The organism is Herbiconiux daphne (assembly GCF_024979295.1).
GTDB lineage: Bacteria > Actinomycetota > Actinomycetes > Actinomycetales > Microbacteriaceae > Herbiconiux > Herbiconiux daphnes.
On record NZ_JANLCJ010000002.1, the window covers coordinates 601669 to 618050 of the forward strand.

General features: G+C 69.2%; 22 protein-coding genes. 11 read left to right on the plus strand and 11 right to left on the minus strand.

Annotated features, from left to right (window positions below; all coding sequences use genetic code 11):
- Nucleotides 1-33: 33 nt before the first annotated feature.
- A complete protein-coding gene (locus N1032_RS08350; protein ID WP_259538563.1) occupies nt 34-1686 on the minus strand; it encodes a DUF4407 domain-containing protein in 1653 nt (550 codons plus the stop codon).
- Between the two features lie 139 nt (nt 1687-1825).
- On the opposite strand from N1032_RS08350, the gene N1032_RS08355 reads away from it, so the two are divergent.
- Together N1032_RS08355 and N1032_RS08360 are read left to right on the plus strand one after the other, a co-directional pair.
- Entirely contained in the window at nt 1826-2398 is a 573-nt protein-coding gene (locus N1032_RS08355; protein WP_259538564.1) for a TetR/AcrR family transcriptional regulator, read from the plus strand.
- Nucleotides 2399-2488: 90 nt separating this feature from the next.
- A complete protein-coding gene (locus N1032_RS08360; protein WP_259538565.1) occupies nt 2489-2899 on the plus strand; it encodes a VOC family protein in 411 nt (136 codons plus the stop codon).
- A gap of 43 nt (nt 2900-2942) precedes the next feature.
- On the opposite strand, the gene N1032_RS08365 is transcribed toward N1032_RS08360, so the two are convergent.
- Nucleotides 2943-3422 carry a MarR family winged helix-turn-helix transcriptional regulator gene (locus tag N1032_RS08365; protein WP_259538566.1) on the minus strand — a complete coding sequence of 160 codons (480 nt, stop codon included), beginning with the start codon at nt 3420-3422 and terminating at the stop codon, nt 2943-2945.
- A 114-nt stretch (nt 3423-3536) separates the two neighbouring features.
- Between N1032_RS08365 and N1032_RS08370 the strand changes: the two genes are divergently transcribed.
- Nucleotides 3537-4499 (plus strand): alpha/beta fold hydrolase, encoded by a 963-nt coding sequence (locus N1032_RS08370; RefSeq protein WP_259538567.1) that lies wholly within the window; start codon nt 3537-3539, stop codon nt 4497-4499.
- Here N1032_RS08370 and N1032_RS08375 read toward each other — a convergent pair.
- Entirely contained in the window at nt 4496-5131 is a 636-nt protein-coding gene (locus N1032_RS08375) for an MBL fold metallo-hydrolase (protein WP_259538568.1), read from the minus strand. The genes N1032_RS08370 and N1032_RS08375 overlap by 4 nt on opposite strands.
- Before the next feature lie 57 nt (nt 5132-5188).
- On the opposite strand from N1032_RS08375, the gene N1032_RS08380 reads away from it, so the two are divergent.
- Nucleotides 5189-5620, plus strand: a complete 432-nt coding sequence (locus tag N1032_RS08380) for a MarR family winged helix-turn-helix transcriptional regulator (protein ID WP_259538569.1) — start codon at nt 5189-5191, stop codon at nt 5618-5620.
- A 132-nt stretch (nt 5621-5752) separates the two neighbouring features.
- On the opposite strand, the gene N1032_RS08385 is transcribed toward N1032_RS08380, so the two are convergent.
- Nucleotides 5753-6187 (minus strand): Hsp20/alpha crystallin family protein, encoded by a 435-nt coding sequence (locus N1032_RS08385; RefSeq protein ID WP_259538570.1) that lies wholly within the window; start codon nt 6185-6187, stop codon nt 5753-5755.
- Between the two features lie 134 nt (nt 6188-6321).
- Nucleotides 6322-6822 carry a MarR family winged helix-turn-helix transcriptional regulator gene (locus tag N1032_RS08390; RefSeq protein WP_259538571.1) on the minus strand — a complete coding sequence of 167 codons (501 nt, stop codon included), beginning with the start codon at nt 6820-6822 and terminating at the stop codon, nt 6322-6324.
- A gap of 123 nt (nt 6823-6945) precedes the next feature.
- On the opposite strand from N1032_RS08390, the gene N1032_RS08395 reads away from it, so the two are divergent.
- Entirely contained in the window at nt 6946-7884 is a 939-nt protein-coding gene (locus N1032_RS08395) for an NADP-dependent oxidoreductase (protein WP_259538572.1), read from the plus strand.
- Nucleotides 7885-7982: 98 nt separating this feature from the next.
- Here the strand turns inward: N1032_RS08395 and N1032_RS08400 are convergent, their stop codons facing one another.
- On the minus strand, nt 7983-8648 hold the full coding sequence (locus N1032_RS08400) for an FMN-dependent NADH-azoreductase (RefSeq protein WP_259538573.1): 666 nt from the start codon (nt 8646-8648) through the stop codon (nt 7983-7985).
- A gap of 75 nt (nt 8649-8723) precedes the next feature.
- Here N1032_RS08400 and N1032_RS08405 point away from each other — a divergent pair, with 75 nt between their 5' ends.
- Nucleotides 8724-9059, plus strand: a complete 336-nt coding sequence (locus N1032_RS08405; protein ID WP_259538574.1) for a winged helix-turn-helix transcriptional regulator — start codon at nt 8724-8726, stop codon at nt 9057-9059.
- 56 nt (nt 9060-9115) lie between these two features.
- On the opposite strand, the gene N1032_RS08410 is transcribed toward N1032_RS08405, so the two are convergent.
- Nucleotides 9116-10759: a hypothetical protein gene (locus N1032_RS08410; RefSeq protein ID WP_259538575.1), complete on the minus strand. Its 1644-nt coding sequence runs from the start codon at nt 10757-10759 to the stop codon at nt 9116-9118.
- Between the two features lie 124 nt (nt 10760-10883).
- Here N1032_RS08410 and N1032_RS08415 point away from each other — a divergent pair, with 124 nt between their 5' ends.
- From N1032_RS08415 to N1032_RS08425, 3 genes are read left to right on the plus strand one after another with little or no spacing between them, the layout of a single operon-like run.
- Entirely contained in the window at nt 10884-12026 is a 1143-nt protein-coding gene (locus N1032_RS08415) for an LLM class flavin-dependent oxidoreductase (protein ID WP_259538576.1), read from the plus strand.
- Nucleotides 12019-12762 carry an NADPH-dependent F420 reductase gene (locus tag N1032_RS08420; protein ID WP_259538577.1) on the plus strand — a complete coding sequence of 248 codons (744 nt, stop codon included), beginning with the start codon at nt 12019-12021 and terminating at the stop codon, nt 12760-12762. The genes N1032_RS08415 and N1032_RS08420 overlap by 8 nt, the downstream gene beginning before the upstream one ends.
- Entirely contained in the window at nt 12759-13232 is a 474-nt protein-coding gene (locus N1032_RS08425; protein WP_259538578.1) for a hypothetical protein, read from the plus strand. The genes N1032_RS08420 and N1032_RS08425 overlap by 4 nt, the downstream gene beginning before the upstream one ends.
- A 52-nt stretch (nt 13233-13284) precedes the next feature.
- On the opposite strand, the gene N1032_RS08430 is transcribed toward N1032_RS08425, so the two are convergent.
- The gene (locus N1032_RS08430) at nt 13285-14052 is read right to left on the minus strand and encodes an SDR family NAD(P)-dependent oxidoreductase (protein ID WP_259538579.1); all 768 of its coding nucleotides are present in this window, start codon (nt 14050-14052) and stop codon (nt 13285-13287) included.
- On the minus strand, nt 14049-14483 hold the full coding sequence (locus N1032_RS08435) for a nitroreductase/quinone reductase family protein (protein ID WP_259538580.1): 435 nt from the start codon (nt 14481-14483) through the stop codon (nt 14049-14051). The genes N1032_RS08430 and N1032_RS08435 overlap by 4 nt, the downstream gene beginning before the upstream one ends.
- 85 nt (nt 14484-14568) lie before the next feature.
- On the opposite strand from N1032_RS08435, the gene N1032_RS08440 reads away from it, so the two are divergent.
- Nucleotides 14569-15123, plus strand: coding sequence for a TetR family transcriptional regulator (locus tag N1032_RS08440; protein WP_259538581.1), 555 nt, complete (start codon nt 14569-14571; stop codon nt 15121-15123).
- A gap of 97 nt (nt 15124-15220) precedes the next feature.
- The gene (locus N1032_RS08445) at nt 15221-15439 is read left to right on the plus strand and encodes a hypothetical protein (RefSeq protein ID WP_259538582.1); all 219 of its coding nucleotides are present in this window, start codon (nt 15221-15223) and stop codon (nt 15437-15439) included.
- Nucleotides 15440-15475: 36 nt separating this feature from the next.
- On the opposite strand, the gene N1032_RS08450 is transcribed toward N1032_RS08445, so the two are convergent.
- Nucleotides 15476-15676 carry a hypothetical protein gene (locus tag N1032_RS08450; protein WP_259538583.1) on the minus strand — a complete coding sequence of 67 codons (201 nt, stop codon included), beginning with the start codon at nt 15674-15676 and terminating at the stop codon, nt 15476-15478.
- Between the two features lie 13 nt (nt 15677-15689).
- Nucleotides 15690-16280, minus strand: a complete 591-nt coding sequence (locus N1032_RS08455; RefSeq protein ID WP_259538584.1) for a hypothetical protein — start codon at nt 16278-16280, stop codon at nt 15690-15692.
- Nucleotides 16281-16382 lie beyond the last annotated feature (102 nt).

Sequence of the window (16382 nt, forward strand, 5' to 3'; positions counted from 1 at the left end):
GGGTCGGCGCTGTCGGCGTCAGAGTGGTCGGCGTCAGAACTGGTCGGGCAGGCCGGCCCGGCGCAGGAAGGCCTCGCGATCGGAGTTGCGCGGCACCGGGCGCGCGGGCACGCGTGGCGCACCCGTCGAGCCGGCGCTCGAGCCGGCACCGGAATCCGTCGCCACGGCATCGGCCGCGTCATCCGGGGTTCCGAACAGGGCGGCGAGCTCGTCGGTGGCATCGGTGTCGCTCGTGCCGGCGCGGGGGCCACGCGAGCCGGGCAGCCCCGCGATCGGTTCCGTGACCGCTGCATCCCGCGATGCCGCAAGCCCCGCGGGCACCCGGCCGACACCCGTGGCGGTCTCCGAAGCCTCGAGCGAGCTCTCCCACTCCTCCATCCGCGCCGACGCGCGCTCGGAGGCGTAGCCGCCCCACACCTCCAGCGCCCGCGCGATCACGGCCTCCTGCTGTTCGAGCACGGCCTTGTTGACCTTCTTGCCGAACTTCAGCTGGCGAGCAGCCCGGTCCTCCGCCACCGCGACCTGCACTCCCGCCTCGACCTCGATGGCCTTGGCGCGCTGCGCAGCCCAGATGGCGCCGCCCGACACCTCGCCGTCTTCGCGCACATCGATGATGCGGTCATAGGCCGTCGGAACACCCAGGTTCGACAGCACCTTCACGATCACGGGCAGCAGCTCGATGCAGATGAACAGCAGCGCGATCATGATGTGCGCGACGTTCAGCAGCGCATTCGTCTCGCCCAGCCGGAACAGCGCTTGCAACCGCGACAGCAGACCCGCGCTGTTGTCGACGGCGCTCTCATAGGCGGCCTGCTCGGTCGCCCGCTGATCCTGCGCCGTGGCGAGCGTCTGCTTATCGGCCGCCAGCTGCTCCTTCGCCGCGTCGAGCCGGCTCTGCGCCGAGGTCTCGAGGGTCGCCTCCGCGGCGGTCTTCGCGGCCGCCTCGGCATCCTGAGCCGCGGTCAATCGCGCCTCGGCGGCCTGCATGGCTACCAGTTTTGACTGCGTCACCGCGCCGTCGCCCCGGATGCCGGTTCCTCCGGTTCCGTCGATCTCTGCGAGGTAGGCGGCCTGCGCCGCGTCATACGCGGTCTGCGCCGCTGCCGTCGCGGCCACGGCCGCCGCGTAGTTGGGGTCGGAGCCGAGGTCGGTCTGCAGGCCCTCGTCGACGATCGCCTGGTTGGCCGCGATCGAGTCCTGCAGGTCGGGGATGGCCGCGAACCGCGGGTCGGAGGCGATCTGCTGCTCGAACGCCGCCTTCTCCTCGGCCTGCATCACCTGGATCTCGGAGTTGATCTCGGCCGAGAAGATCTGCAGCGTGAGCGGCGTCGAGATGACCGTGCCGATGATGAGGGCGAGCGCCACGCGTGGCAGGGCGAGCGCGATGTTACGCCACACGCCCTTCTGCTTCGCCATGCCGATGATGAGCAGCCGGTCGAGATTGAGGATGATCACCCCCCAGAACACGCCCACGATCACGGCGACGGCGATGGGCGCGCCCACGGCCATCACCAGGGCGAACGTCGCCGACACCGCCGACAGGAACGCGGTGCTGAGGATGACGCCGCCCATCGCCACGAAGCGCGCGCGGTCGCCCGGGGCATCCGCCAGCACGTCGAGGCGGGCACCGCCCAGCCAGGCCATGAAGTTCGACACGGGGTTCGAGTTGTAACGACGTTCCGACACGAGGAGCGAAGCTACCGCACCGGCATCCGTGTTCCCTGGCACCGCTCTGTGTGCGGGCTATCACCGGCGTAGTCTCATGTGCGAGCCGCACCGCGGCGACTCACGTGCCCTCCCCTCCGTTCGAAAGGCTGAACGTCGCATGGCCGGACGCCCGACGTCGCATGACCCTCGCTCGCGCCGCTCGCGCGAGCAGATCCTGGCGGCCCTGCATCGTCTCGCCCGCGCCGGGGAACTCGACACCATCTCGTCGCTCAGCTCGGCCGCCGGGGTGACCCGGGCCACCTTCTACAACCACTTCGACACCATCGAAGAAGCCGCGTGGTTCGCCCTGGTCGACAGCTTCGATCACTACCTCGCGCACGATCTCGACGAGCGACGGAGCGGCGTCGCGCCCGAGGTCGTGGGCATCGATTCGCTGCGCCGCATCATCGTGCTGCTGCGTGCCGAGCAGCAACTCGTGCGGCTCGGCGAGAACTACGACGACGAGTCGGGACTGCCCGGGCTCGCCGGAATCGTGCTGACCCTCACCCGCCGGTTCCGCGCCGACGCCGGCGTCGCTTCGACCGAGACGACGGATGCCGAGGACATCTACGTCTCGGCCGGGCTCTACGCCGTCATGGCGATCGGTGCGAAGGGCGTCGACGACCCGGGGCAGGTCGCAGCCACGGCGTATTCGTTCCTGCCGGATTGGATGCGGCATCCGCCTCTTTGACAGTTGTCAAAGAAGTGGTGATGATAGGCATGCCCCACGTCGTAGGGCGCGGCCGACCCGGCTGCAACGACATCGACGGAAAGAGCCCGCATGCTCGACCACGTGTACATCTCGGTCACCGATCCGGAGCGGTCGCTCGCGTTCTACGCCGCGGCCCTCGAACCCCTGGGGTTCGCACCGTTCGGCACCTACGAATCCGCCTCGGGCCCCGACACCGTGCCCGATCTGTGGGGCCTCAGCGATGGCGGCCACGGCCGAGGAATCGCCTCGAGCATCTGGCTGCGTCAGCGCCGGCCGGGCGAGACCGGCCTCTATCTCGGCCTCGTGGCCGACGACACGGCGACCGTCGACGCCACCTACGCCGCGGCGCTGGCGGCCGGCGCGACCGACGACGGAGTGCCGGCCATGCGCACCTATTTCGCCGACGGCTACTACGCCGCCAACATCATCGACCTCGACGACAACCGCCTCGAGATCGTGAACAAGGCCTGGAACACCTGAGCGGCGGGCTCACCCGGCCGGTGGTACCGACTGCGTCATCCGGTCAGGCGCCGCCGTCGACTTCGGCAGCGGCCCAGCCGGGAGCGTCGAGGCGGATGGCCTTGTCGCCGACCAGGGTTCGCAGCACCTCTTCCGCCGTCGCGAGCGACTCGGAGCCGACCTGGCTCGCCAGCTGGTCGCGCATCTCGTCGAACACCGCCTCACCCTCGCGCAGCAGCGCCTCGCCACGATCGGTGACCTTGAGGCGCATCACCCGGCGATCGGATGCGTCGGGCTCGCGCATCACGTAGCCCCGCTGTTCGAGCACCGTGATGGTTCTGGCTGCAGCCTGCTTGGTGACGGACATCGCGCGACCGAGCTCCGACGCGTTCACGGCGCCGGACAGGATCGAGTGCAACGCGAAGTCGTGCACCGGCCGCACGTCGTCGTAGCCGCGCCGCGCCAGCTCGGCGGTCGCCCGATCGGCCAGCGTGCGGAACCCGGCGAGCATCAGCAGCGCTAGGTCGCCACCCTCTCGAGACACATCTGCATTCTAGGTGGGCTCGCATGACGGGCGTATGGCATCCGGTCGGTCTTGATTTCGACAACAAGATTGTCTACTCTAGAAAGACAACATGATTGTCGATTAGGAGATCGCATGACCCCCATCACTCCCGCCGGCGCGACCATCGCCGGGGTCACCCACCACCGCGCCGAGGTCAACGGCACCGACCTGCACGTCGTCTCGGCCGGCACCTCCGGCTCCCCCATCCTGTTAGTGCACGGGTGGCCCGAGACTTGGTGGGCCTTCCGCTCACTCATCCCGCTGCTCGCCGAGACGCATCGCGTCTACGCCCTCGATCTGCGCGGTTTCGGAGACTCCAGCAACTCGGGCTCCGACTTCACGCAGCAGGTTCTCGCCGACGACCTCCACTCCCTGGTCGAGCACATCGGCGCCGGTGCGGTTCACCTCGTCAGTCAAGACATCAGCGGAGGCGTGGCCTTCGAGTTCGCGACATCCCACCCCGGCGACGTGCTCAGCTTCACGGCGATCGAGTCCTCGCTCGCGGGCTTCGGCCTCGAGCTGCTCGCCGACGTGAACGCCTTCGGCTCGTGGCACGTCGGCTTCCTCGGCACCCCCGGAATCCCCTCGATGCTGCTGCCGGGACACGAGCGCGAGCTGCTCGAAGGATGGGCCTTCCCCGCCATGAGCGCGACCGACGGTGCCATCAGCCAGGCCGACCTCGACGAGTTCGTGCGCACCTACTCTCGGCCGAACGCCTGGCGAGGCACCGAAGGTCTCTACCGCGCGCTGTTCACCGACAAGGGCGCCACTCGAGCACGGGCCGAGACGCATCCGCTTTCTGTGCCCGTGCTCGCCGTCGACGGCGCCAACCACCCGTTCACCGCGGAGTCGTTCCGCCCGGTGGCGGCGGGCTCGTTCGGGACGGCCCACATCGAGGGTGTCGGTCACCTCGTCGCACAGGAAGCACCCGGCGCGCTGGCCTCCGTCGTGCTCGACTTCGTCGGGCGGGTCGACGGACGCGCTGACGAGACCGGCGCAGGCGACCGCCCGGCGACCAGCACTGACGAGACCGGCGCAGGCGACCGCACCGCCTAGAGAGTGACCGTCTGGCCCACCTCGAGGGTCTCCACCGGCATGCCGATCAGCTGACCGATCGTCGGGGCGAAGGCCTGCCGACCCGCCTCGCTCAGCATCAGGTCGTGAATCTGGATGACGCGCGACGGCGCCACGGCCCGCACGAAGTCGACCGCCTCGCCGAGCTTCACCCAGGGGCCGCTCGTGGGCAGCAGCAACACCGGCACCGCGACATCCGGAACCAGGTAGGAATCGCCGGGGTGGAACACCGTGTGGTCGACGAGGTAGCCGACGTTCTCGCTCACGGGAACGTCGGGGTGGATCTGCGCGTGCCGCTCGCCGATGACGGTCAGGTCGAAGCCCGCGGCCTCGAACGTGTCGCCCGCCGCGACGACGATCACGCGACCGTCGTGCGACTCGAGCGACGTCGCCACCGACGCGGGCGCCCACACGCGCAGGTCGGGCTGCGCATCGAGCGCGGCGTTCAGGATGCCGGCGTCGAAGTGATCGGGGTGGTCGTGGGTCACGAGCACGGCGGTGGTTGCGGCGATGAGCTCTGCCGAGTTCGGCGTGTAGGCGCCGGGATCGATGACGAGCGAGGTGTCGTTCTTCGCCAGCACGATGGTGGCGTGGGTCTGCTTGGTGAGTTCCATAGGGTCAACTATACAGGCAGACTGCATATTTCTGCAGTCTGCCTGTAGATTGATGGCATGTCCGAATTCACGCTCGAGACCGCTGACCGGCTGAGACGCTCGGTGGGCGACCTGGTGCGGGCCGTGCAGCAGATCGAGGGCATCCCGGGAGGTCAGATCGAGACGCTCGGGTTCCTCTTCCGCGACGGGCCGCAGAGCATCGCGCAGCTCGCGCGGCGGCGGCGCATCCGGCATCAGAGCATGAGCAGCACGGTCGCCGAGCTCGAGACGCAGGGGCTGGTGACGAGGTCGCCCGACCCTGCCGACGGCCGCGGCGTGCTGATCGAACTCACCGGGCCCGGTTCGGAGGCGATCCGGGAGTCGCGTCGCCGGCGCTCGACCCTGCTGCTCGACGCGGCCGAGAAGGCGCTCACCGCTGACGAACGCTCACACCTCGCCCAGACGGCCGAGCTCTTCGAGAAGCTGCGCGAAGCCCTGCCGTCGACGTGATCGACGTCAGACGGCGATCGGCCGACCCACGGATGCCCCGGGGCCGGCCGATCGAATGACCGACGACGACGCCGATCAACAGCGCGTCAGCGCCACAACGCCTCAGCGCCGCAGCGCCTCAGGCCGTCTGCGTCAGCTCGTCAGCGTCTTCTGCGCGTCGGCCGACGTCGAGGCATTGTGCACCTGGATCTTGCGCGGCTTCGCCCGCTCGCTGACCGGGATGATCACGCTCAGCACGCCGTTGTCATAGCTGGCCGAGATGGCCGACGTGTCGACGCCCTCGCCGATGCTGAACTGCCGCAGGTAGGTGCCGGCCGGGCGCTCCTGCGCCAGCCACTTCGCGCCCTCCACGGTGCCCGCCGTGCGCTGGGCGCGAATGGTGAGCAACTGACCGTCGACGTCGATGTCGACCGACCCCGGGTCGACGCCCGGCAGGTCGGCGTTGAGCACGTAGCGATCGGCGTCACGGTAGAGGTCGACGGGCATCACGCGCGGCCCCGGCCTGGACTGCAGCAGGGTGCTCGCGACGCGGTCGAGCTCGCTGAAAGGGTCAAAAGTCATAGCCATGATGAATGAATCTCCTTCCGGGTTCTGAGGCTGAGTGCCCTTGACTCAACTACTCAGAATTTAGCACTCGACCCCCTCGAGTGCCAGATCGATCCACCTCAAAAAACGCTGAAAATCGGATGCCGCGGCAGCGCTCATCGGCCACGCCGACGCCGTGGGGCCGCCGACCGTGGCGGGGTCGCGCGCATGTGGTCGCGCACGAGCGAGAGTGATCGGCCGAGCGACTCCACGTCGTCGTGCCGGAGCGGCGCCAGGAACATCTTCTTGAGCACCTCGATGTGCCCGGGGAACACCGCCGCGAGCCGCGCTCGCCCGGCATCCGTGATCGTCACCGTCACGCTGCGCTCGTCGTCGACCGAGGGCGCGCGGGTGACGAGGCCGGCCGCCTCGAGCAGTCCGGCCTGGTGCGTGAGCCCGCTGCGGCTGTAGACCACCCCATCGGCCAGATCGGTCATGCGCTTGCTGCCCGCGGGCGAGTCGCCGAGCGTCGCCAGCAACTGGAACTGCACATAACTCAGGTCGCCGGCGTCTTTCAACTGCAGCTCGACGGCGTGCCGCAGCAGGCTACTCACCTCGATGAGCGCGAAATAGGCGCCGAGCTCGTCGGGGTCGAGCGACGCGGATTCTTCGGTCATGTGCTCATTCTAACTTGCTTCGATATCGAAGCAGTGCTAGCGTCATCTCCAGTTGCTTCGACATCGAAGCACTTCGCCCCTCAGAGCACCGGCGACCGATCGCCCGAACGAAAGAAGACCACCATGAAGGCACTCCGATTCCACCAGCACGGCACGCCCGGCGTTCTGCAGATCGACGACGTCGACCTGCCCCAGCCCGGCCCCGGCGAGGTGCGCCTGCGGGTCGCCGCGGCCGCGTTCAACCCGGCCGACAACGGCATCCGTGCGGGCAGCCTGCCCATTCCCGTGACCCTGCCGCACACCCCCGGCTACGACGTCTCGGGAACCGTCGACGCCCTCGGCGACGGCGTCTCGACCCTCGCCGAGGGCGACGCCGTGATCGGCTTCCTGCCCATGACCGCCCCGGGTGGCGCCGCGGACTACGTCATCGCGCCGGCGAACGTGCTGGTCGCCGCACCGACCGGCATTCCGCTGACGGATGCCGCGGCCATTCCCTCGGTCGCCCTCACCGCCTGGCAGGCCCTGTTCGATGAGGCCGCCCTCCAGGCCGGTCAGCGCGCGCTCATCGTCGGCGCGGGCGGCACCGTCGGCGGCTACGCGGTGCGCCTCGCCAAGCACGCCGGCGCTCACGTCATCGCCACCGCCAGCCCGCGCAGCAGTGCGAATGTGCGTGCGGCGGGTGCCGACGAGATCGTCGACCACACGGCATCCACCGTGCTCGACGCGGTGACCGAGCCGGTCGACGTGCTGCTCAATCTGGCCCCGATCGAGCCCGAGGAGTTCACGGCACTAGTCGCCCTGGTGCGCGACGGCGGTGTGGTCGTGAGCACCACGGCCTGGATGCCGGCGCCGAGCGACGACGAGCGCGGGGTGCGCTCGGTGGTCGTGTTCGTGCGGAGCGACGCCGAGCAGCTCGCCGAGATCGTGGCGCTCGTGCAAAGCGGCGACCTGACGGTCGAGATCGCCCGTCGGGTCGGGCTCGCCGAGGTGGCCGGCATCCACGAGCAGTCAGCCGCGGGCACCCTGCGCGGCAAGGTCATCATGGTGCCGAGCATCGCGTGAGAGCGGCGGGGCGGCCGCCTGCCGACGCAAGCGGCCGCCCGACGCGGCTCAGTCCAGCGTTGCCCAGGCCAGCCGTGCCCAGCCCAGCCCTGCCGAACTCAGCGCGACGCGCCGACGAGGCGGGCCGCCTCCGAGATCGCGCGCCCGGCCTCGTGGGCCTGCTGCTCGGCGTTCACACGCAGCTCGGCCGCCATGTCGGCGAACGAGTCGAGCGCCGGATTCACACCGACGAGGGTGAACGGCCGCTGCACGACGTGCAGGTCGAGCTGCCAGACATCACCGAGCACCCGGCGCAGCCAGTCGGTCGAGTGGTCCCAGCCGTGGCGGGGGGTGCCGGGCGAGTAGTTGCCGCCGAGGGTGGTGTTGAGCACGGCGGGCTTGCCGGCGAGCGCCGAGGTTCCGCCGGGGCCGATCTCGGGCACCGTGTAGGCGAGGTCGAACCACAGCTTGAAGTGCTGCGAGACGCCGAAGTTGTAGAGCGGCACGTTGAACACCAGCGCGTCGGCGGTCAGCATCTCATCGGCCAGGGTGCGGGCCAGCGCCGTCACGGCGTGCTGCGACGGGGTGCGCACGTCGTCGGGGATGAAACCGGCCGAGACGGCCTCTTGCCACGCGGTCGCGGCGATCGGGTCGGCGGCCAGGTCGCGCTTCACGACGGTGTCGCCCGGCGTCGCGGCCAGCCACTCGCCCTCGACGATGTCACCGAGGGCCGAACTTGCAGACGAGCCCGGCATGATGCTCGCGTCGAGTCGGAAGAGGGTCATCCGTTGTACTCCAATTCTCATACCAACTCTGTATTTCAGAGCGGGTAGCAAAAACCTAGCATGTACACTGGGCGAATGGAGAACCAGACGGCGCACCGCTGCGACGCAGCGGTCACGCTCGCGTTCTCCATTCTCGGCAAGCGCTGGACGGGCATGATCGTCGACTCCCTCGGCGCCGGCGAGATGTCGTTCACCGACGTGCGCCGCGCGGTGTCGGGCATCAGCGACGCCGTGTTGAGCGATCGGCTGGCCGAACTCACCCACAGCGGCCTCGTCGAGCGCCGCGTCAACGAGGGCCCGCCCGTCTCGGTGGTCTACCGCCTCACCTCGAGCGGCGAAGAGCTCGTGCCGCTGCTCGGCCAGCTCGGCCAGTGGGCACAGGCGAACCTGCGGTCCGTTCCGCAGCACTAGCCCAACGGATGCCGCCACGAGCCCGTCCTCGGCGGCGCTAGGCGCTTCCGCTCGGCTCAGCGACGCCGCTTCGGGTCGGTGACCCCGTCCAGGAACTCCTCGAACGACGGGAAGATCTGCTCCCGACTCACCCGCTCGGCCTCGACGCCGATGCGGAGCACGTCGTGGAGCGGCAGCGCGTCGGCGTCGAGCCGATCCCGCAGCGCCGCGACCCGGTCGAAGGGTGAGCCGAAGGCCGAGTCGGATGCCGCGTCGTCGCCGGCCGCCGCACCCGTCGACGCTCCCTCTGCCGCCCCCGACCGTGGCGGCGTCGAGATGCCCAACGCGGCCTCGAGTGACGCGAGATCGGGCAGCACGCGCAACCCCTCGGGCACCTGCGGCGTCACGACCGGCAGCTGCGCCGGCGCCGGAACCGGCAGCACCCGCACCGGGTTCGACAACGCCACCACCTCGCCGTGCTCGTTCGACGCCCGCACGCCCACCCGCCCGGTCTGACGGGCGGTGAACCGCTCGAGAACGACGCGCGAACCGACATCGCGGGTGATGTCGGCGCGACCCGGCATCTCGATCGTGAGTCGCCGGGCTCCGGTGAGCTCCACCTCGAGGCGCACTTCGTCACCCTCGGCGACCAGCGCCGGGGTCACCTCGAGGCGCCGGATGACGGGAGCCTCGAGGTTCTCGACGATCATCCCACGCAGGTAGGCATACCACTCGGCGGCCGTCGGCCGCGCTTCGGGGTCGTCGCCCAGCGCATCGTGCATCATGCGCTGTCCGACCTCGTCGAGCACGCTCCCGATACGGTCGGCGTCGCGACTGCGCTCCAGCCCGTCGCCGGCCGGCGCGAGCACCCGCAGAATCAGCAGCGCGAGCTTGTAGTGATCGGTCGCGACCGTCTGCACCGACGGGGCTCGGGATGCCGCGGCATCCGTCTGGGCGTCGCCACCTGCCGCGCTGCTCGCGTCGCCACTCTCGAACGAGCTCTCCACCGGGACCTCGAACGATTCGGGCGCCGCCCACCCCGCGCTGTTGCGCTGCGGAGTCTGCTCGCCCGCGAAGGCCGCACCCTCGCAGCCGACGACGAACGCCTCGGCGATGTCGTCTTGGCCGAACAGCACCGATCGGTCGGAGAGGTCGCCGTAGACCACGCCCTGCCGGTGCAGCAGCTCGAGCAGCAAGCAGACGCGCGCCAGCACGGTGCCGCGGGCGACCAGATCGCGCTCCCCCACGGTGACCGCGCCGGCTCGCCGGGCGCGCTTCGGCGCGATCACGAGCCACTTGACCTGCTGCGGCACCTTGGTCTGGCTCTTCTGCTCCGCGGGCAGGTAGTAGAAGGGATGCGCGGCGAGCGGCACTAGGCATCCGACGATCTCGCCGTCGTCGCCCTCCACCACGGCCAGGGGCCAGGCGGCCAGACCGTCGAGCGTCGTGCGCGCGGGGGCGTCGAGCTGCCAGCGCAGGGCGACGAGGCGCGAGAGAACGGCGGAGTCCCAATGGTCGGCGGCGCCGTCGCGCACGCGCACGAACGCGAGGCCGCCGTGGTGGCCGGGCACGGTGAAGGTCTCGAGTCGATGAACGTCGGTGGCGGCGCCGTTGCCGATCAGGGCTCTGGCGCCGAGGTCGGCCTCGCGCACGCGGATGCCCGCCGCGCGCGACACGAACTGCTGCTCGCCCTGTTTCTCGTCATCCTGCTTTTCCGACACGAGCAGCGAAGCTACCGCATCCGACTCCGCGTTGCCTGGAGCGCGGGAATAATCGGGGCGGGCATCCAGTTGACATGTCAATCAAGTAGACGTCAGACCAGGCGTCGACAAGAAGGAGATTCCCGTGACCACAGGTTCGATCGAATTCGGACTCAACTCTTTCGGCGACGTTCCGACCGACGGCGACCGCACTCTTTCCGACGCCGAGACCGTGCGCCTGCTGGTGCAGGAGGCGAAGCACGCCGAGAAGGTGGGTCTCGACGTGTTCAGCATCGGCGAGCACTACCGCGAGGGCTACGTCGACTCGGCCGGCCCCGTGCTGCTGGCGGGCATCGCCACGGCGACCGAGAGCATCCGCCTGGGCACCTCCGTCACCGTGCTCAGCACGAACGACCCGGTGCGCCTCTACAACGAGTTCTCGACCCTCGACGCCCTCTCGAACGGGCGGGCGCAGCTGGTGCTGGGTCGTGCGTCGCAGACCCAGTCGTTCCCGTTGTTCGGCTACAACCTCGAAGACTACGAGACGCTGTTCGAAGAGAAGCTCGAGCTGTTCATGAAGCTGCAGCGCGAGGAGTCGGTCACGTGGTCGGGCACGGTGCGCGCACCGCTGACCAATCAGACGCTGCATCCCACGATGCGCCCGGGCGGCATCCCCACCTGGATCGGTGTCGGCGGAAGCCCGAACTCGGTCATTCGAGCGGCGCGTTACGGACTGCCGCTCATGTTGGCGATCATCGGTGGTGAGCCGCACCGGTTCGCCGGACACGTCGACCTCTACTTCCGCGCGCTCGAGCAGTTCGGTCTGCCTCGGCAGCCGGTCGGGCAGCACGCCCTGGGCCTGATCGCCGACACCGACGACGAGGCGGCGGAGACCTGGTGGCAGGCGTGGCAGCCGCTCGTCACGCAGATGGGTCGGGAGCGCGGCTTCTATCCCCCGACGCGGGAGCGGTATGACCTCGAGCTCGCGACGGGTGCGCTCTTCGTGGGGTCGCCCGAGACGGTGGCGCAGAAGATCGTGCGCATGACCGATGAGCTGCAGATCAGCCGCTTCGACCTCAAGTACGACATCGGCGGCCTGCCGGTCGACGCCCGGGCGCGCACGATCGAGCTGTTCGGCACGAAGGTGGCGCCGCGGGTGCGCGAGCTGCTCGCCGAGCGGGAGGCGGCGGCGGATGCGTCGGACCCGGGCGCATCGGACCCGGACGCGTCGGATGCGCCTCAGCCCGGTGGCCACGACCTCTACCCGATCGGATCGACCCATGCCTGACACCCAGCCCACCGCCCTCGTCGACGCGGCCCAGCCCACCCTCCCCACCATCGGCATCCTCGGCGCCGGCAAGGTCGGCACGGTTCTCAGCCGCCTGCTGCTGGCGGCCGGCTACCGCGTGCTGATAGCCGGGTCGGGCAGCCCCGCCAAGATCTCCCTCATCATCGACGTGCTGGCCCCCGGTGCGGTGGCGATGACGGCGTCGGAGGTGGCTCGCGACTCCGACATCGTCATCCTGGCCCTCCCCCTGGGCAAGTACCGCTCGATCCCCGCCGACCTCCTCGAGGGCAAGCTCGTCATCGACGCCATGAACTACTGGTGGGAGGTCGACGGCATCCGCGACGACCTCAACGACCCCCGCCTGTCGACGAGCGAGCTGATCCAGTCGTTCCTCCCCGCGTCCCGCGTCGTGAAGGCCTACAACCACATGGGCTACCACGACCTCGACGAGGGCCCGGCCCCTCTCGGCACGCCCGACCGCAAGGCCATCGGCATCGCCGGCGGCGACGAGCTAGCCCTGGCTGATGTGGCGGCACTGGTGAACGCCTCGGGCTTCGACCCGGTGCTCGTCGGAACCCTCCGCGACAGCATCAACCTCCAGCCCGGCAGCGAACTCTTCGGCGCCAACTTCACCGCCTCCGGCGTGCAGGACGCCGTGGCCCGCTTCCCGAGCACCGAGCGCGGCCTCGAGGTGGCGGCCGCCCGCGCCGGAGATGAGCTACTGTCGGCCACATGACGGATGGCGTGGCCTCGCCCATCGCGCGGCCGCGCTGGCGTGCCTGGGTTCGCCCGATTTCCATCGGGGTCGTGTTCGGTATCGGGATGGTCGTGTTGACGATCGCACTCTGGCCACCGCCTGCCCGGTCGGAGACGGTGTCGGTGGCGATCACCCCGTCCGGAGCCAGTCCCAGCTATGCGATCGGCGATTCGGGCACGCTGCGGAGTGCCGTGGGCGCCGACTACAAGGGTCGCGCGTTCTCGCAGACGACTCTCGACATCCCGCTCCGCCGCGTGACCGACGGCGGCTCGCTCACCCCGCGCCTCGCGGCGACGCTGAGCGGGCCCGATGGGGGGACCGTCACCTGCTCGTCCGGTATGCCCCGATGGTCGATGGACGACGAGGTCACCGAGACCCTGGACTGCGACCGTTTCGTCGAGTTCGATGACCTCAGCGGCATCACGAACATCGACGTGGCCGTCGAGTAACTCATCTCCAGAGGGGACGTCACCGCGGCGCCGGGCCGGCAGAGGGGCCACCTCAGAGCTGGCTGCCGCCCGACACCTCGATCCGCTCGGCCGTCACCCAGCGCAGCCCGTCTGACGCCAGCGCCACGATCGCATCCGCGATCTCGCGGGGCTCGCCGACCCGCCCGAGTGCGGTGCTCCGGGCGAGGGTGCGGCGCAGCTCGGGGTCGTCGCGCATCGCGCCGCCGTTGAAGTCGGTGGCCGTCGGGCCGGGGGCGATGCTGTTGACCCGGATGCCGCGGGGCCCGAGCTCGACGGCGAGGCTGCGGGCAAGTGACTCCACCGCCGACTTCGACGCCGAATAGATCGACGTGCCTGCGCTCACGTGACGGGTGAGCGAGGTGGACACGTTGATGATGCGGCCGCCGTCGGCGATGTGCGGCGCAAAGGCTTGGATGAGAAAGAACGTGCCGCGAAGGTTCGTGCCCACGACGGTGTCGAAGTCGTCGACCGACACGCTCTCGAGCGCGCCGAACACCCCGACACCGGCATTGTTGACGAGCACATCGACGTCTGACCGTCCCCATCGCTCGTCGACGCGGCGTAGCACGCCAGCACGGAAGGCGTCGAACGACGATTTGTCGCCCAGATCGAGTCGCTCGGCGATGGCCTCTCCCCCGGCATCCTGAATCTCCTGTACGACGCGCTCCGCTTCGTCAGCATCCCCGCGATACGTGAGCACGACCCGGATGTCTCGCGCAGCCAGGGCGACAGCCGTCGCGCGCCCGAGTCCCCGGTTCGCGCCGGTCACGATCGCGACTCGTGGTTGCGCGCCGTTCATCGGGCCGCCGGCGCTGCAGGCTCGCCGAACTCGACGCTGATCAGCGGACTCCCCTGCATCCATTCGGCGAGCGGTTCGACGGGCTGAGGGATGCCGGCCGGGTTCCACGGCTGGTTGAGGTCGGCGATGATCGCCGTGAACACGGCCTCGCGGCGGTCGGGCTCGAGCACGGGGGTGCCGGTGGCGGCGAGATCGGCGCGCACCCCGTTCTTGAGGTGGAAGGTGAAGTCGGGGTTCGCCACGATGTTGGCATACCAGTCGCGGCGAGCCGGCGAGCTGGAGAGGTAGATCTGGCCGTCGACCCGGTAGAACCACACCTCGATGCGTCGCGGACGCCCGGTGCGCGCGCCCGTGGTGGTGATGTCGATCGTGCGCTCGCCCGCCCGGCTCGCCGGTGTGATGGCGAGCGCCTGTTCGATCCGCGAATCCATGTCGCTCCTTAGTAAGTATTTATTTACTTATAAGCTAGGCGCGGCACCACACCCTGTCAATTCCGACCCGAGGAGAACGCCGATCATGGCCCAGCGAGACGCCGAGGCGACCCGCGCGAAGATCCTCGCCGCGGCACGCGAGGAGTTCGCGGCGCACGGCCAGGCCGGCGGGCGCATCGATCGCATCGCCCGCGAGGCCGACAGCAACGTGCGCATGATCTACGCCTACTTCGGCAACAAGAGCGGCCTCTTCGACGCGGCCCTGTCCGACGCGATCACCCGGATGGCCGAGGCCGTCCCCCCGATCCCGACCGACCTGCCGCGCTGGGTCGGCGAGCTCTACGACTTCCACCGCGATCACCCCGAGGTGCTGCGCATCTGCTTGTGGGCCCAGCTCGAGCGCCCCGAGGCGGCGTCCGAGCCCCTTGCCGCGTATGCCGCCAAGGCCGCCGCGATTCATCCGCAAGCCACGCCCCCGTTCAGCGCGGTCGACCTCTTGGTCATCATTTACGCCATCGCCCAGGCCTGGCAGACGGCCCCGATCGGCCTCCTCTCGGCCGACACCGGGGCGACGGATGCCTCGCGCCGCGCGGCAGCGATCGCGGCGGTCGCGCGCATCGTCACACCCGGCACGGCGTGACATAGTCGGCAGGCGTCACCGATCTGCGTGGAATCGCCTGCCCCGAGTTCTCGGTCGAGCCCATGCCCGGACTCCGAATCCGAGTAGCGTGACGACCATGAGAAGCAGAGCCGGGCGCACGACGCTCATCATCGTCGGTATGGTCGCCCTGCTCGTCGGCGTCGTCTTCGCCGGGCAAGGCGCGAACCTGATCCCGGGAAGCTCGATGACCGGCGACCGCACCTGGCTCTACATCGGGCTCGGGCTGGCAATCGTGGGCATCATCCTTCTGGTGCTTGGCATTCGCCGGGGCGGCGCCAACCGTCGGGACCTGTAGCACCAGGAGCTACCACCTGGGCGTGTAGCACCGCCGCTAGGACGCCTTCGGCACCGTGATGTCGTCGAGCGCGAACGTCGTGCGGATCGGATCCGCGTCCTCGACCTTGATCTCGACCTCGACGCGTCCGTTGCGCTTCTGAACCACGGTCGCCGGGAGCAGGGCGTCGCCGAACGGAACGAGCACCAGGGTGCCGAACTTCGGCACGCGGAGAGCATCGCTCTTCTTCTCGTTCACAGCGATCCTCCTCTCACCATGGTTGGACACCGGTCTTTCCCCTCAAGTATGTCTCCACGACCGCGTCCATTCCAGAAGCGAACTGGTTGAGCACTCCGCGGGCCGTGCGAAATGTCGCCAACGTGAGTGGGTGTGCCGCCGACGCTTGCCCGAGCTTCACCGGGTCGTTGTGCGCTATCCCATTTCTCGCGAGATTGAGCCACTCCACCCAGTCGTGCCAGCGCACGCCGCGAACGGGGTGAGCCGCATGGATGTTGGGCCACAGTCGGAGCCCGATTCGCAAAAAGTCATTGCCGAGATTTCCGGCGTTGGCGTTGCCGGAATCGAGCTTGCGGCCATCCTCGAGGCGCGCTCGCAGAATCTGCCGGATCCCCGGATCGGGAACAGTCAACGATGTAAGGAATCCGTCGGATGCTTGGTCGTGTAGATCTCGCGAAAAGCCTTGAAGCTCCGAAGCCAACCGGGCGATGAGCGCGTGGTTCAACTCCGTCGTCAGGCTCGGCCGGCCAGGCAGACCCCGGGTGACGGCCTGGTGGGCTCCGACCAACGCATCGAGGTTGGTGGAGCGTGAATCGCGCCACGAACTCAGTGCCTCGGAAACCATAAGATGACGATACGTCACCCATTCGCCTCGTGCGTGTTGTCCACAGGATGAATCGCCTTCGTCACGCGGAGCCGTGTCAGCGCCCGCTACTAAGCTCGACAC